Source organism: Pseudomonas sp. MDT2-39-1, assembly GCF_054898085.1.
Genome location: NZ_CM142716.1, coordinates 2423139 through 2439327, shown reverse-complemented (window position 1 = coordinate 2439327; position 16189 = coordinate 2423139). Strand labels below are relative to the sequence as shown.

Here is a 16189-nt window from a genome sequence, read left to right as displayed (position 1 = left end):
ATTAGCGGGGTAATCACTGTGGGAGCGAGCTTGCTCGCGATGGCGGTGTGTCAGTCGACATATTGGTAACTGATAGTCCGCTATCGAGCAAGCTCGCTCCCACAGGGATGTGTAGCCGCAGGTCATTATGTTGATTGATCTGGGTAATTGATCTGATACCGAGTATTGCGTCCGCCTCCGGGAAGGCGTTTGAGACAGCCCTTTTCCAGCAGTTCAGCCAGATGACGAGTGGCAGTAGCCTTGGACACCTTCGCTACGGCCTGATACTGCGCCGCACTAATACCATTCTCGAAACCGCGTTCCCCTCCATCCACCAGGCGATTCAGCACTTTGGCCTGCTCGGTCGACAACTCAGACTGCCGATGCGTCTGCCAGAAACGCGCCTTGCCCAGCACTGATTCGATCCGCGCCATGCCTTGTTGCAAGCTGCGCGATAGAGTTTTCAGGAACCATTCCAACCAATCAGTAACATCCGTCGTCGCTTTCTGGCTGGTTTCCAGTACCCGGTAATAGCCGGCGCGATCTTCAAGAATGCTCGCTGACATCGCATAGAAACGGATGGCCTGTGCCTCGCCCTGAGCCAGCGCCAGATCGGTGAGGGTGCGCGTCAGGCGGCCATTGCCATCGTCGAAGGGATGCAAGGTGACGAACCAGAAGTGCGCAATACCGGCCCGCAGCAATGGATCGAGCCCGTCCTGACTTCGGCTGGCTTCAAACCAGGCAAGGAACGTATCGAGTTGTTGCTCAAGGCCTTGGCGGGGCGGTGCTTCGAAGTGAACGGTCGGTCTGTCGAGGCGCCCTGAAACCACCTGCATGGGTTCATCGCCGCGCAATGCACCGACATGCATCAATCGGGCAGCGAGCTCAGTGTCCTGATCCGGAAACAGCCATTCGTTCCATTCCAGCAATCGCTCCAATGTCAGCGGTTTCGCAAAGTGCTGAGTGGCGTCGAGCATCAACTGCGCCAGTCCTTCGCTGCGCTGACTGACGTGATCGCCATCGATCTGTTCCAGACCCAAACGCCGCGCCAGCGAAGAGCGGACCGAACCAACATTCAGCTGTTCACCTTCGATAGCCGAAGACGTCACGATGTTCTGCAACAACGCATCCAGTTCGCTCTGCGCGCTGAGTGAGCTACCCACGGAACTGGCCATGCCCATCAGCCGACCTTGCGCCTGCACGCACTCGCGCAGCAGTGGTGTCAGGCGCTCGGCTTGCCAGTTGAAATTCGGCCAGTCGGGCTGTTGCCAGATCCAGTGAGGTGCCATGAATTCAGGTGCTCCAGGGTCAATGAGCCGAATAATAGACTTATTCGGCTCATTTTGTGAGCCGAATAAACTCGCTATTCGGCTCACGACTCAAATGTGCGTGATTCCTACCGCAAATGTAGATGTATCCGATTGTTTAAAAACCGCCAAATGGCTAACCTTCGCGCCTTCTACGACCCAATAGTCACGGGTCTTTCTGACGAAACGCAGTTTTTGGATCTAACGCGCCGAGGATCGGGCGCAAGGTTTCGTTATGCATGGCAGGAGGCGTCACATGCGTTCATTTCTTCTAGTGCTGATGGCGTGGGTCTGCGCGACCGCTGCCTGGGCCGAGCCGACGGCTGAGCTGTCGGAACCGGTCGGCGGCTGGCGCTATAACGGCCTGCTGGACCGCAGTGAATATCCTCAAGTCGCCTATCCGACACCGCCCATCGACCGGGGTGTGCAGCGCAATCGCACGATGATCGAAGGCCAGCTAGAGGCCATCGGCACGCAACGCGGGCCGCACACGCTGGCCGTCAACGGCAATCCTCTGAACCTGTACACCGACGACCAAGGACGTTTCGCCCGGCCGTATGCATTCGGTGCGGGCTCCAACAGCGTCGAAGTGCGCAGTGCCGAAGGCAAATCCCTCAAGCGTGTTCAATTCTATGAAGCCAACAACCTGCGCACGCCGGCACGGATTCGCGTGGTGCTGGGGTGGGACGATCCGAAAGCCGAACTCGATCTGCACATCGTTACCCCCGACGGCCAGCATGCGTTCTGGGCTCGTCCGGCGATGAGCAATGGCGGCGGCCTGGACCCGGACGGCGTCGATGGCCCCGGCCCGGAAATGTTCACCATGACTGCGCCGATGCATGGCACCTATCTGGTTTACGTGAACTATTGGGGCAACTTCGGCAGCGGCGGCTATAACTTCGATGAGACCAGCAACCAGAACGAGGTCATCACCTCGCAAATCAATCTGGTGCTCAACGAAAACACCGTCGACGAAAAACGCGAGACCTTCATCGTGCCCCTGCGCGCGATCGGTGACCTGCTGCTGGTCAAGACTTTCAACTATTAAACATCCCGCACCACGGATGAATTGGGTTTTGTTAAATGATCGATAACACTGTTTCCCCGGCCGCCGACGCACCGGGTGCCAAACCTTCACGTCGTTGGCCGGCCGTGCTGATTGGGCTGTGCCTGGTGGCTGGTGTCGCGGGCGGGTTGGGGTGGTTCCTGCACAAACCCAAGGCGCCACCCGCAGAGTTGGCCAGCGAAAAACTGGGCATGAGCCGCCCGGACGGTCTGCTCGAAACCCATTCCTTGAGCCAGTTGCCCAAGGATTTGTTGGCCGTGCCGTTCCTCAAGGAAACCCTGACCGAAGATTTCGTCTTCTATTACGAAGCGCATGCCGATCGCCTTGGTTTGATCGGCAGCTTGCGGCGGATCATTTACGAACATGACCTGAAGTTGCAGGACAGCCTGATCGAGCAGCTTTTCGATCAACCGGCGGACGTGGCGCTGTGGCGCGGGGCGGACGGTCGGCTCAAGGATTTCCTGTTGGTGATGAATCGCGGTGGGCTGGCCAAGGTGCTGGAGCCGCTGGCCAAGGTCGCGCTGGATGATACGCAACTGACCAAAGTCGGCGACGTGAAAGTCGGTGCCGACGACGTCGCGCTTTATCAACTGACCTACAACGCCACCAAGGCGCTGTTGTTCGCTTCCCATGGCGACAAACTGGTGGTGCTGTCCAATCCGACCAAACTTTACGATCCGGAAAGCGGCCCGTCGGAAGAACCGGGCAGCGTCTCGACCAAGTCCATCGCCGCCTTGCTCAACGGCGACAAACTGTTCCCCGAAGCCTTCGGCCTGCCGCCGCGTGCACCCGAGGTGAAACAACGCCTCTCGGTCAACGCCAGCGTTCTGGCCATGGGTTACCAGCGTTTCATTCCAAACTTCGCCGGCCTGCGCTTCGACATGGACGACAAGGGCTGGCACAGCTTCCTCGCCATGGACGAACTGGAAAACCAGCCGGACTTCGATTTCAAACCGATCTGGCAAGCCATGCCGATGGGCGCCAGCGCCTGCGTGGCCCTGCCGCTCGCCGCCGAACAACAGAAGCCGCTGCTGGTGAAACTCGGCGCCGAAGAGTCGGTGGCCCAGGCCCTGACCGAACACATGGCCGGTGCCGCCGGCCTGTGCTGGTACGCCGATTCGCGGCTGTACACGCCGCTGCTGGTGGTCAGCCTGAACGATGATGACAGCGCCAAACTCGACCGCGACCTGGGCACTCTGTTCGGCTCGATGGTCGGCGCCTACGAAGGCAACGTTGAAGAGCACGCGTTCCCGGTGGTCGAGAAACAGGAAGGCCAAAGTCATCAGTGGCAGCGCCAGGTCAGCTCCAACTTTGGTCCTTATAAAGCCAAGGATGCCGAGAATCCTGATGCGATCACCGGCAAGGCGTTCATGAAGGTCAGCCTGGCGCGTCACGGTTCGACGCTGCTGTTTTCCCTCGACGACAAACTCGTGGACAAGGCCCTCGGCACCCTCGACAAGCGCTTTCCGCCGATGGCCGACGTGGTGCCGAAAGACCTGCTGATGCCGGTCTACTTCGGCCCGGAATCCATGGCGCAACTGATGCAACAGGAAACCCTCGACAGCCTGCCGCAGGACATGGAACCGGTGTTCTACAACGCCGCGCAAACCTACCTGATCCCGAAACTGCGCAAGCTCGGCGGTTACGGCAAATACGCCCTGACCTTGCCTGAAGGCAGCGAGCCTGACGGCCATTGGCAGTGGCTGCCGCTGGAGTGGAAAGCCCTGTGACCGCACTTATCCGAGGCCTCGGCCTGCTGGTAATGTTGCTGGGCAGTCGCGCATTTGCCAGTGAAGCGGCAGCGCTGGATGCGCAGCAATCCCAGGTGTTCCGCGCCTGGTTCGTGCGCATCGCCCAGGAACAACTCACCCAAGGTCCGAGCCCGCGCTGGTATCAGCAGGACTGCGCCGGGCTGGTGCGTTTCGCTGCCAACGAAGCGCTGAAGGCTCATGACGATAAATGGCTGCGCAGCAACGGCCTGTCCAACCGCTACCTGCCGCCCGAGTTGCAATTGAGCGAAGCCCAGCGCGGCCTCGCCCAGCAATGGCAGCAGGGTGGCGGCAAAGTCGGGCCGTACGTCAACGCGATCAAGCTGATTCAGTTCAACAGCCATCTGGTCGGTCGGGATCTGGCGCAAGCCCGGCCCGGCGACCTGATGTTTTTCGATCAGGGCGACGACCAGCACCTGATGATCTGGATGGGCCGCTACATCGCCTATCACACCGGCACCACCACCCCCACTGACAACGGCATGCGTTCCGCGAGCCTGCAGCAACTCATGACATGGAAGGACACCCGATGGATACCCGACGCAGCCAACCCCAACTTCATCGGCGTCTATCGACTGAACTTTCTCTCCCAATGATCGGTGCCCGCATGTTGCGTTTTCTGCCTCTGCTGTTGGTCTTAGGGCTGCCATTTTCGGCGGTCAACGCCGAAGACACCGTCGAGCCGAGCGGCTACACGCCAGTGGCCGGTGAAAGCTTTTTTCTGCTGGCCGACAGCAGTTTCGCCAGCGATGAACAGGCGATGGTGCGCCTCGAAGCGCCGGGCCGCGACTATCGCCGGTTCCGCATGGAGCCTTACGGTGGCGCGGACATCCGTGTGTACCGCATCGACAAGCCGCTGGATTTCCTCAAGCGCCAGAAGAACCTGCACCGTGTGGTCAGCGACGGCCAGTTCAAGGGCGAAGGTCTGTCGAACACCCTCGCGTACCTGTGGGACAACTGGTACCGCAAATCCCGTCGGGTGATGCAGCGGGCGTTTTCCTACGAGTCGCGTAAACAAGTCACCGAGGAAGTGCCAGAGCTGAAGATGGGCACCGCGATTGCCGCGCCAACGCCTTACGACGCACAGCCGCAATTCGCACTGATTCCTGGCCTGCCAGTGGTCAGCCAGTTCCGTTATCCGCTGTGGCAAGCCAAGCCGATCCAGCCGCCTACCGGTGTGAATCTCGCCGGTTCTTCCAGCGAATTCGTCAGCGTCGCGCCGGGCAACGTGTACATCCCGTTGGGCAACTTGAAACCCGGCCTGTATCTGGTGGAAGCGCTGATCGGCAAGTACCGCGCGACCACCATGGTCTTCGTCTCCAACACCGTGGCCGTGAGCAAGATTGCCGGTGATGAACTGGTGGTCTGGGCTGCGCGCAAACACGAAGGCAGTTCGGTGCCAAAAGTGAATGTGCTGTGGACCGATGGCCTCGGCGTGATGAGTAGCGGCGCCACGGATGCTGATGGTTTGCTGCGCCTGAAACACGTAAGCCCCGAGCGTTCGTTCGTGATCGGCGAGGACGAAGAGGGCGGGGTATTTGTCTCCGAGAACTTCTATTACGACAGCGAAATCTACGACACCAAACTCTATGCCTTCACCGACCGGCCGCTGTATCGGCCGGGGGATTGGGTGTCGCTGAAAATCGTCGGCCGCGAGTTCAAGAACGCGCGCGATTCGGTGTTGCCGACCGCTGCTGATGTCAACGTGACTGTGCTCGACGCCACGGGCACCGCGCTGCAATCGCTGGCGCTGAAACTCGATTCCAAGGCCGGCACCCAAGGCCGGTTCCAGTTGCCGGACAACGCGGTGGCGGGCGGTTATGAACTGCGTTTCAGCTACAAGGATCAGGCCTACAGCAGCGCTTTCCGTGTTGCCGAATACATCAAGCCGCACTTCGAAATCTCGCTGAACCTGGCCAAGCAGGATTACCGCACTGGCGAACCGGTGAAAGGCAGCCTGGTGCTGCTGTACCCGGATGGCAAACCGGTGGCCGATGCCAAGTTGACCCTGAGCCTGCGCGCCCAGCAACTGTCGATGGTCGACAACGAGCTGCAATACCTCGGGCAGTTCCCGGTGGAACTGACCAGCACCGAACTGACCACTGACGCCAAGGGCAACGCGAGCCTCGACCTGCCGGCCGCCGAGAAACCGAGCCGCTACATGCTCACCGTGTTCGCCAGCGATGGCGCGGCGTATCGGGTCAAGACTACCAAGGAAATCCTGATCGACCGCGGTGCCGCGAGTTTCCGTTTGAGCGCGCCGCAGCGGTTCAGTGCGGTGGGCGACAAGGTTGCTTTCAGCTATCTGAATGAGGGTGGCAGCGAGCAGAGCAAAGCGGTGACGCCGAGCAGCTACAGCTGGATACGTCTGGAAGACCAGACCACTGGCGAAGGCAAACTGGCTGCAAGCGATAAAGGCTTCACATTGGCCTTCGACCGTCCGGGTACCTACAACCTGACGCTGAAGGATGAGCATGGCCGCGTGGTCGGTGCGACCGGCCATTCGGTGACCGGTGACGGCGTCAAAGCCGTGCCAGGCACCGTAGAAATCGTCCTCGATAAACCCGAGTACAAGGCGGGCGACGAAGCCCTTGCGCTGATCACTTTCCCTGAGCCAGTCAGCGATGCACTGCTGTCGCTGGAACGCGACAAGGTCGAGGCCACGGCGTTGCTGTCCAAGGGCGGCGACTGGCTGAAGATGGAAAAACTCAGCGACACCCAATACCGCGCGCGCATTTCGGTAAAGGATAATTTCGCGCCGAACCTGACCTTCTCGGTTCTGTACACCAAGGGCGGTCAGTACAGCTTTCAGAACGCGGGTATCAAGGTGATTGCGCCACAGATCGACGTGGCCATCGCCACCGATAAAGAGGCGTATCAGCCGGGCGATACCGTGTCGGTCGACCTGACCACGCAGTTCGCCGGCAAGCCGATCCCGGCGCACCTGACGGTCAGTGTGGTGGATGAAATGGTCTACGCGCTGCAACCGGAAGTCGCACCGACTATCGACCAGTTCTTCTACCACCCGCGCCGCAACAACGTGCGCACCAGCGCCAGTCTGTCGTTCATCAGCTACGACGTTGCGTTGCCGGGCAGCCCTGGCGCACCGGGTAAAGCCAACCGTAGCGAGCGGGGGGTGAAAGTGCTGGAGCGGCCGCGTCGTGAAGACGTCGACACCGCAGCGTGGCAGCCGGAATTGATCACCGACGCCAACGGCAAAACCCGCTTCACCTTCAAAATGCCGGACTCGCTGACCCGCTGGCGCATCACTGCGCGGGCCATTGCTGATGACGGTCAGGTTGGGCAGAAGAAGCAATTCGTGCGCTCGGAAAAACCGCTGTACCTGAAGTGGAGCGGCCCGACCAAATTCCGCAATGGCGACAAACCGGACCTCGGTGTGTTTGCCTTCAGCCAGGCCGAAAAACCGGTCAAGGCTGAGCTGGTGATTCATTACGGCGGCGCCGAACAGCGCGTGCCGGTGACGCTGAATAACGGCATCAATTACATCGCGCTGCCAGCGTTCGCGCTGGCCTCGGGCGAGTGGACCTCCGAGCTGGTGCAGGACGGCAAAACCGCCGATGCCCTGGCCGTGCGCCTGACCGCGACCGGCGAAGGTTGGCAAGTAACGCAAAGCCAAAGCCTGGACGTGGCCAGCGGTGACACGCCGCTGACCTTGCCGGCAGACGCCAGCGATATTCGCCTGCGTCTGGATGACAGTCCGCAAGCGCTGTTCCGTTCGGCACTCGATGATCTGCTGAGCTATCCGTATGGCGGCGTTGAGCAGACAGCCAGCCGCTTGCTGCCACTGAGCATCGCGTATCCGACCTTGTCGTCGAACCCGCAAATCCGCGATCGCTTGCGCCTGATCATGCAAAACAGCCGTCTGCGCCTGGTGCAAATGGCCGGGCCGTCGGCGAGCTTCACTTGGTGGGGCATGGACGGCGAGCCGGATGCGTTCCTCACTGCCTACGCCTATTACGCCGACTGGCACGCCAGCAAAGCGCTGGAACTGAGTCTGCCGCCGGAGCATTGGCAGCGGGTGCTGGAGGTCTATTCGAAACAGGCGAAAAACACACCGTTGTTGCAGCGGGCGTTGATCCTGTCGTTCGCCAAGCAGATGCAATTGCCGGTCAACACGTTGCTCAGTGGGTTGATGGATGACCTGGCGAAAGCGGGCGAGGGGAATGCGGCGAACCTGATGGAGGATGGCGAGGACAGCCTTGTCATGAGCGATCCGGATTCGGCGCTGGGATTGGCGTCCGCTCGTTCGCTGACGGCATCGCTGGCGCGTCAGTCGAAGGTGGCTTTGTCCGACGCATTCAATCGTCAACTGCCGGATGCGCAACAGCGTCTGGCCGTCAGTTCTCAGCCATTTGCCGAAGCCTTGAACCTGTCGCTGCAAGCCTTCGATCAGGCTCCCGCGCAAGCGTTGTTGCAACGTTTGCTGCCACAGCAATCGACTCTGGAACGCGCGTTGGCGCTGACAGGGTTGCAACGCAGCATCGAGCAAGCATCGCCGACGATTGCACTGGCACCGGGTGAAGGTTGGAAGAAAGAACACGGTGCTACCGGCGAGATGTATTGGACGTGGCAGGGTGCCTCGCCTGTGCCGGCCGTGTTGACGCTGACCGGGACACAGGAACGTCCGTTGCGCGCCGCGCTGAGTTTCCAGACTAAGCAGCCGCCGGTTGATCCAATGGCTGTGACCGTCACTCGACGCCTGTCGCGTCTGGTGCCGGGTGACGAAGCGTTCACCTTCAAACTGGAAGCGGTTGGCACCAAGCCGTTGTCCAGCGACAGTCTGTACCTGGACGAAGTGATCATCACCAGCAAAGCCGCGAAACCGCTGCGCTACGGGATGATCGAGGTACCGTTGCCGCCGGGTGCCGATGTCGAACGTACGACCTGGGGCATCAAGCTCATGGGCAACGCGGGCACTGAACCGACCGCGCTGGAGAAAGCGCGTTTCGAGCCGGGACAGATGGCCTATGCGATTCCAGTCGATGCCTTGAGCGGCGAACTGCGTCTGCGCCACCTGGTGCGCTTCTCGCAGAAAGGCCAGTTCAACCTGCCGCCGGTGCGTTTCACTCAGGTCTACGCGCCGCAACATCAAGCTCAGGAACAGAAACCGGCCCTCGGCCAGGTCACGGTCAACTGACATGACCCGACCGCTGGTCTGGTGGCTGCTGTGTTTGATTCCTGCGTTGGCGACAGCGCAGGACGAGCCGCTGCGCCTGGGCTTCAAGGGTGAATTGATTTCGTTGAGCCCGACTCGGGTGATTTCGCGTGAGCCGTTACCTTCGGATTTGCAGACGCCATTGGGCAGTCTGTGGAAGTTGTTCGTTTACGGTTGGCTAGTGGATACCGGCGCCCGTGAACCAGCGTATGAGTGTCGAGGGCAGTCGAAAGAGGAAGTTTATTGCTGCACCGCTGGCGGCAAGATTGAGCGCGATCAGGCGTTGGTGAAGTCGTGCGGCTTGTACTTTGAGCCTGCGCGGTTGGGTATTTCCAATGCTGGATGGCGGCAGTATTGGCAGGCGCGGCAGGCGCCGGAGTGGTTGCTGAACTTGCCTTCGTTGCAGCCTTCTACGCGGGTGTCGGTGGCGGAACTGCTGAAGGTGCTGGCGGTGATGCCGGCGCAGGATCAGGCGCGGCGGGTGTTACTCGATGTGGTGCTCAATGCGGCTGACGGCAATGTCGTCGGCGAACTCGGTGGCCGACTGCGGGTGAAAACCTGGAGCTGGTTGGGCGATCAGGATCCGTCGTCGCGTCAGGGTGGGTTTGCCGGTTGGATGACGGACGGCACGCCGATCTGGGCGGGCGGACGGGGGACCAGTCAGATGGTGCTTCGTCATTATGGCGCTGCGTTGGCTTCGGTGTTGCCCGTGGATTGGCCCTCAGATGCGGGTCGATGTGTCGAGGTCGGTCTGTTTTCGCGTTATCCGATCGGGCAAGTGCTTGCGGGGGATCGGGTTGTTTCTTCCGGGCCTTTGCAGGGCGACTATCGCGTTGATTTCGCCAACGGCAATCAGCTGGATATCCACAGTGAGGGTGAGCTGTTTTTGGTGGGTGAAAAACTGGTCGCCCGCCTGGACCGCGAAGAATACGTCGCCCGCGTCCTGCAACGGGAAGCCAAACCCGAACCGGCCGAAGCCGCCAAAGCCCTGGCCGTCGCCATCCGCACCTACCTGCTGCAAAACGCCACCCGCAACGGCGACTGCCTGAGCATCGACGACAGCAGCAGCCGCCAACGCGTCGCCCCACGCCCGGCCACCCCCGAATCACGCAACATTGCCGCCTGGACCAGCGACCTGGTCCTCGCCGGCAGTACCGTCACCTATCACTCCGACCAACCCGGCCCGGACAAACTGTCCTGGCAGCACGCCGTCGAGCAAGCCAACGCCGGCCAGCGCTACGACGCCATCCTGCTCCACGCCTACCCGCGCGCGAGCCTCAGCCGCTGGGACAACCCCGTCGCCTCCTGCGAAGCACTGCCCGCCGCCCAGGACTGGCTACAAAAGCAACGCCGAGGCTGGCGTCCGCGGTTGGAAAGCGAGGTCGGCTACAACGACGTCAGCACCTTCGCCGTCTGCCGCCTGGCCTTCGGCCGCCCCTATGTCGACCGCGAACGCCAACGCATGTACGTGCGTGGCGTGCTGTCGCTGCAGGATCGCCTCGACCTGACCCACGAATACCTGCACCTGGCCTTCGAAGCACACCCCAACGGCCAGGATGAAACCTACATCGAAGGGCTCGCCCGCCACCTCTTGCTGGAATAGGCCATGAAACTCCGTTATCCACAGGTCTTCCTGTTCCTTTGTACTTTTTGCGTATTGCCGACGGTGTTTGCGGCTGAAAGCGGTGTGAAACTTGATACGCCTGTTGGTGGTTGGCGCACTGGCGCGTCCGAAGGTGAAGGTGAAAGCTTTCGTCAGACCGTTAACTACCCGGCGTCGTCGGTGAATACGCCGGTGGGACAGGCCAACACTGCGCGTATCACGGGGCAGATCAAAGCCATGCCCAAGTCGAGTGAGCCTGGTCGGTTGATCGTTAACGGCGTCAGCATGCCGCTGAAGATTGATCCGGCTGGGCGCTTTGATCGGCCGTTCTCGTTTCCCAATGGCAGCAACAGCGTTGAAGTTCGTAGCCCCGATGGGCAGCAGCGGCATCGGACGCAGTTTCTCAATGCCAGTGGCGGCGCTACGCCTGCCAAGTTGCGAGTGCTGCTGGCCTGGGACAGTGATGGGACGGATCTGGACTTGCACCTCATCACGCCCGACGGTGCGCACATCTGGTATGGCGATCGGGTTGTGCCCAATGGCGCGGCGCTGGATGTGGACGTGACGACCGGCTACGGCCCGGAAATTTTTGCCATGCCGGCGCCGATCAAAGGGCAGTATCTGGTTTACGTGAATTACTTCGGGGGCGGGTATCGGAGTGATGAGGAGGGGCAGGAGGATGCGGTTCAGCCGCTGACGACAGCGCAGGTGACGGTGATTACGGAGGAGGGGACGCCGAATGAGAGGATGGAGACTTTTCTGGTGCCGATGCGGGCGGTAGGGGAGTTGACGTTGGTTAAGGGGTTTAGTTATCCGTGAGTCTCAGAGACAGCGACCGCAGCATTTTCACCCGGTTGCGCTCCTGATCCTCCGCGCCATACAGCTCCCCGTCCGCCCTCACTTGTCAGTCTATTAATGGGGGTTACAGATCTGTTCAGTCATTGCGAGTCGTCCTCCATGAATGCGTCATAACTTGCCAGCTCGCGCTCGATCTGTTCAATGCTGGGCAGGCTGGTTTGCAGTTCTGCCGGCAAGAATTCCACTAATTGGTATTCGGCAACACCGATGGGGCGGGCGTTATCACGCAGGGCGTATTCGGCCACAACCTTATTCTTGCTCTTGCATAGCAGAAGGCCGATGGTCGGGCCGTCCTGCGGGTACTTGAGTTGGGCATCGACTGCGGTGAGATAAAAACTCAGCTGACCCAAATGCTCGGGCTTGAACTTCCCAGACTTCAGTTCGATTACCACATAGCAACGTAGCTTGAGGTGATAAAACAGCAGGTCGATGAAGAACTCGTCACCGCTTACATCCAGCAACACTTGCTTGCCGACGAAGGCAAAGCCTGCACCCAGCTCCAGTAAGAACTCGGTGACATGCTTGACCAGAGCGTTTTCGATCTCGCGTTCCTGGGCATCAATAGTCAGGCCGAGAAAGTCGAAACGGTACGGGTCTTTCAGTGATTCGCGGGCCAGGTCGGACTGGGGCTTGGGCAGGTGATTATCAAAGTTACTGATTGCATTGCCGCTTCGCTCCAGCAGATGGGTCTCAATCTGCATTACCAGAATGTTGCGCGACCAGTTGTGCTCGATGGCTTGGGCGGCATACCAGCAGCGAGTTTCCGGGCTGGGCAATTTGTCCAGCAACGCTAACTGGTGATACCAAGGCAATTGTGCAAGCACCTCTTGCACAAATTTTGCGTCCGGCCACGCTTGGGCAAAGGCGCGCATGTACTTGAGGTTGCGTGGGGAAAACCCTTTCATATCCGGAAAAGCCGCACGCAAATCCTGAGCCAGGCGGTCGATCACCTTGGTTCCCCAACCCTGTTGTGCTTGCTGGGACAAAATTTCCTGACCGATCTGCCAGTAGAGCAGCACCAGTTCGCGGTTCACCGCCAGAGTGGCGCGCTGCTGGGCGTTATGGATGCGGCCTTTGAGGTCGGCCAGCCAATCTCCATAGCCTTCGGGCGGCATGCTCAGGCTAGCGGGGGTGTCGCTCATGCTTTTTTCCCTTTTGGCTTTTTCGGCGCGGCCTTCGCCGCGTTGCCGCCATCTCGGTGTAGAGGTCATAGAAAGACGAGGCCATAAAAAGTGCCGAGCGAATAGGAGCATCTGCACCGAATCAAACGGTGAGCTGCTAAATCCATTACTGATTTGGCAGTGACGGTCGGAGATTAGCCAGCGCATTTATAAGGCGCAAGCAGGTTGGGCTTTCAAGGAAGTTTCCTTCAGGAGAAGGCGAAGCTGCTTACTTTTAGGTCTCTGTCGCCTAATGAAAGAAGAGTGTCAGCACTGCTGACACCAGATCAGAAGCTTTTCGACAGACATTAAAAAGCCGGCTTGTGGCCGGCTTCTCGGGGACTGGCTTGGTTCATTTTTGGTAAACCGCGCCAGCCTTCAAAACGTACACCCGGATCTTGCGTCCGGCTGTGGGACTCGGCGAGAAAATCATCTCCCTTGTCGGTGCGATCAGAGCCGCGGGGCGGGGTGATGCGCAAATGTGGGGCGCAGCATACTGATTTTTTTTGGGGATTCCCAGCGTGGTGTGCGTCTTAGAGCTGTCGGGGGCTCGGGATCAGGTAATCCACCCGGATTTTTTGGGTGAACGAGCCATCGCTTTCGCGGGCAAGCCCGCTCCCACAGGGATTGTGTGATGCCTGTGGGAGTGGGCTTACTCTTGAAAATGCACTCAGGTATTACAGAAACGGCACCGCCGGCCGTCGTTTATTCAGTGTCGACCACCAAAACACCCACCCCATCACCCTGATGTTTTGCTTCTCAATCTGCTCGGCATTGAAGATCTCGTCCGGGTGCTCGGCTTTGTTGTAGCTGCGCAACCGCAGCGCATTGCCAGGCATCCGGTGCAGGTATTTGATTCGCAGCATTCCGTCGTGCTCGATGGCGTAGATTTCGCCGTCAATCACCTTGGTCAGTCCACGGTCGATGGCGAGTGTGGAGCCGTCCTCAATCCTGGCTCCCATGCCGTTGCCGAGCATGTGGACGCAGAACACATCCGCATGGTTGATTTCCAGGGAGTCGAGGTGGCTTTTGGGTAGGCGGATGAATTGGCCGGGGTCTTCGATGACGTGGGTTTTGTAGGACCCCGGGGCGATGGGCATTTCTTTGTAAACGGGCAACTCGACATCGGTAGGTTCGACCACCGTGTAGATGCCGCGGATGGCCTGGGCGTCGAAGGTGTTGCCTGACTCGTCGAGCAGGCGCAGGTGTTTTGAGCTTTGTGGACCTTCGCCGGTCTTGAGCCAGTCGCTGTTTACCGACAGTAGTCTGGAAACCTCTTCCATGCGGTAGGCGGGCACACCGCGGGTGTACCAGTTATGGATATTTTGCGGCTCCGTGTCGAAGAAAGCGGCAAATCCTGTCGTCGTTATTTTCGCTTCTTCGAGGAGCGTCTTAAACCGTGGGCCGCTAGTGTTCTTTTTCATAAACACGAGTCTACGGGCGCTGGGCCGGGCTTTGAATAAACGAACCGTTCAAATTTCGAGGGAAATTTACGACCGGATGTAAGACGTATTTGGAACAAATTAAACAATAAAAAACTGAAGTGGTCGCTTGGTAAACGCGGCGTTTAAAAGCCACTTTATGAACGCCCACAAAAAACCCCGGATCAACCGGGGTTTTCTTCAAGTCGTCACAGGCGCGAGGCCAATGGCGTCTCAGCCTTTATAGGCAGCAACCGACTTCATGATCTCGGTGCGAGCGGCTTCTGCGTCGCCCCAACCTTCGATCTTCACCCATTTGCCTTTTTCGAGGTCTTTGTAGTTCTCGAAGAAGTGCTTGATCTGTTCCAGCAGCAGCGGAGGCAGATCGGTGTATTCCTTCACGTCGACGTACAGCTGGGACAGCTTGTCGTGTGGGACTGCGATGACTTTGGCATCGCCGCCGCCGTCGTCGGTCATGTGCAGGATGCCGACTGGACGAGCGCGGATGACCGAGCCTGGCGCAACCGGGTAAGGGGTCACGACCAGCACGTCGAGGGGGTCACCGTCGTCGGCCAGGGTGTTCGGGATGAAACCGTAGTTGGCCGGGTAGAACATCGGGGTGGCCATGAAACGGTCAACGAACAGGCAATCGCTGTCTTTGTCGATTTCGTATTTGATCGGCGCGTGGTTGGCCGGAATCTCGATCGCGACGTAGATGTCGTTCGGCAGGTCTTTGCCAGCCGGAATCTTGCTGTAGCTCATTGGGCGGTGCCCCCGTTAGTTGACCAAAAACACTTGGCCGGATTGACCAAAAAGTGGCGGCGATTATAGGCATATTCCTGCGCCGACGCCACGTACCAGAGGTCGTAGAGACCCTAGTGCCCAGCCTCACCGATACTGTTGCTTTTTGACGGCGTCCGTTGCGGTCATGCTGCGTTGCCGCTCCTCGCCATAGCCAGCTATGACTCGTCGCGGCGCCTTGCCTGACCACAACGGCCACTCGTCAAAAGAGCAACGTATCGGTGAGGCTGGGCACTAGTCGTGTGCCTGATAGACCGGGTCTTCGGCCAGAAGTTGCCGCAACCGGGCCAGCGGGTCCTGGCGGTAAAACAGCTTCAACTGCTCATAGACCTGAGGATACGCCTCGTGCAGCAAATCCGGGGCACTGAAGAAGTATTCGCTGGTGACCGCGAAGAACTCGGCGGGGTTTTCCGCCGCGTACGGGTCGATGGCCGTTTCGGCGTCCGGATTGCGGTCAAGGTGCCGGTTGAGGTCATCGTAGGCGTGCTGCATGACCTTGGCCCACTCGCTGACCCGCATGTCGGGGTGCAGCGGTGGCAAGCCGTTGGCGTCGCCGTTGAGCATGTCGAGTTTGTGCGCGAGTTCGTGGATGACCAGGTTGTAGCCTTCCCAGCCGCCACTGGCCATCACGCCGGGCCAAGCGAGGATGATCGGGCCTTGCTGCCAGGCTTCGCCGCTGTGTTCGCCATCCCACTCGTGTTCGACGCCGCTGGCATCGCGATGCCGTTGAGGGCTGAGGAAATCGTCGGGGTAGAGGACGATTTCGTGGAAACCCTGGTACCAGTTCAGATCGCCGAGATGCAACAGTGGCAATTGCGCTTGAGCGGCGAGCAGCAACCGTTGCTCCTGGTGGAGTTCGACGCCGGGCAGGGCGGTCAGGTGTTTATCTTCCAGGAACAGCACGCAGGCTTCGCGCAGCCATTGATCTTCGGCGGCGCTGAGGCCATCGAGAAAACTCAAGTGCTGGCGCACCCGTTGCCACAGGTCGTCGGCAACCGGGTGTCTGGTCAGGATGCGCCGGCGACGCCAGGCGCTCAGGGACCACATCG

The 16189-nt window shown here is 59.7% G+C and carries 11 protein-coding genes; 6 read left to right on the top strand and 5 right to left on the bottom strand.

Annotated elements, in window-relative coordinates; genetic code table 11:
- Nucleotides 1-125: 125 nt before the first annotated feature.
- Nucleotides 126-1268, bottom strand: coding sequence for a Fic family protein (locus ACYZTM_RS11715; protein WP_461988762.1), 1143 nt, complete (start codon nt 1266-1268; stop codon nt 126-128).
- Between the two features lie 274 nt (nt 1269-1542).
- Here ACYZTM_RS11715 and ACYZTM_RS11710 point away from each other — a divergent pair, with 274 nt between their 5' ends.
- From ACYZTM_RS11710 to ACYZTM_RS11685, 6 genes are read left to right on the top strand one after another with little or no spacing between them, the layout of a single operon-like run.
- A complete protein-coding gene (locus ACYZTM_RS11710; protein WP_461988760.1) occupies nt 1543-2334 on the top strand; it encodes a YfaP family protein in 792 nt (263 codons plus the stop codon).
- Nucleotides 2335-2369: 35 nt separating this feature from the next.
- Nucleotides 2370-4082, top strand: a complete 1713-nt coding sequence (locus ACYZTM_RS11705) for a DUF2138 domain-containing protein (RefSeq protein WP_461988758.1) — start codon at nt 2370-2372, stop codon at nt 4080-4082.
- A gap of 32 nt (nt 4083-4114) precedes the next feature.
- Nucleotides 4115-4717, top strand: a complete 603-nt coding sequence (locus ACYZTM_RS11700; RefSeq protein WP_461989132.1) for a DUF1175 domain-containing protein — start codon at nt 4115-4117, stop codon at nt 4715-4717.
- Complete coding sequence (locus ACYZTM_RS11695; protein ID WP_461989131.1) at nt 4714-9279, top strand: alpha-2-macroglobulin family protein; 4566 nt, start codon at nt 4714-4716, stop codon at nt 9277-9279. The genes ACYZTM_RS11700 and ACYZTM_RS11695 overlap by 4 nt, the downstream gene beginning before the upstream one ends.
- A gap of 1 nt (nt 9280) precedes the next feature.
- Nucleotides 9281-10900: a DUF2300 domain-containing protein gene (locus ACYZTM_RS11690; protein WP_461988756.1), complete on the top strand. Its 1620-nt coding sequence runs from the start codon at nt 9281-9283 to the stop codon at nt 10898-10900.
- A gap of 3 nt (nt 10901-10903) precedes the next feature.
- On the top strand, nt 10904-11719 hold the full coding sequence (locus ACYZTM_RS11685; RefSeq protein WP_461988754.1) for a YfaP family protein: 816 nt from the start codon (nt 10904-10906) through the stop codon (nt 11717-11719).
- Between the two features lie 119 nt (nt 11720-11838).
- Here the strand turns inward: ACYZTM_RS11685 and ACYZTM_RS11680 are convergent, their stop codons facing one another.
- The 4 genes from ACYZTM_RS11680 to ACYZTM_RS11665 all read right to left on the bottom strand — a co-directional run bounded on the left by ACYZTM_RS11680 (nt 11839) and on the right by ACYZTM_RS11665 (nt 16187).
- Nucleotides 11839-12900, bottom strand: a complete 1062-nt coding sequence (locus ACYZTM_RS11680) for a PDDEXK nuclease domain-containing protein (RefSeq protein ID WP_461989130.1) — start codon at nt 12898-12900, stop codon at nt 11839-11841.
- A gap of 695 nt (nt 12901-13595) precedes the next feature.
- The gene (locus ACYZTM_RS11675) at nt 13596-14342 is read right to left on the bottom strand and encodes a S24 family peptidase (protein ID WP_131063015.1); all 747 of its coding nucleotides are present in this window, start codon (nt 14340-14342) and stop codon (nt 13596-13598) included.
- A 231-nt stretch (nt 14343-14573) separates the two neighbouring features.
- On the bottom strand, nt 14574-15101 hold the full coding sequence (gene ppa / locus ACYZTM_RS11670) for an inorganic diphosphatase (RefSeq protein WP_028620880.1): 528 nt from the start codon (nt 15099-15101) through the stop codon (nt 14574-14576).
- A 273-nt stretch (nt 15102-15374) separates the two neighbouring features.
- Nucleotides 15375-16187, bottom strand: a complete 813-nt coding sequence (locus ACYZTM_RS11665; protein WP_461988752.1) for a M90 family metallopeptidase — start codon at nt 16185-16187, stop codon at nt 15375-15377.
- Nucleotides 16188-16189: the final 2 nt, after the last annotated feature.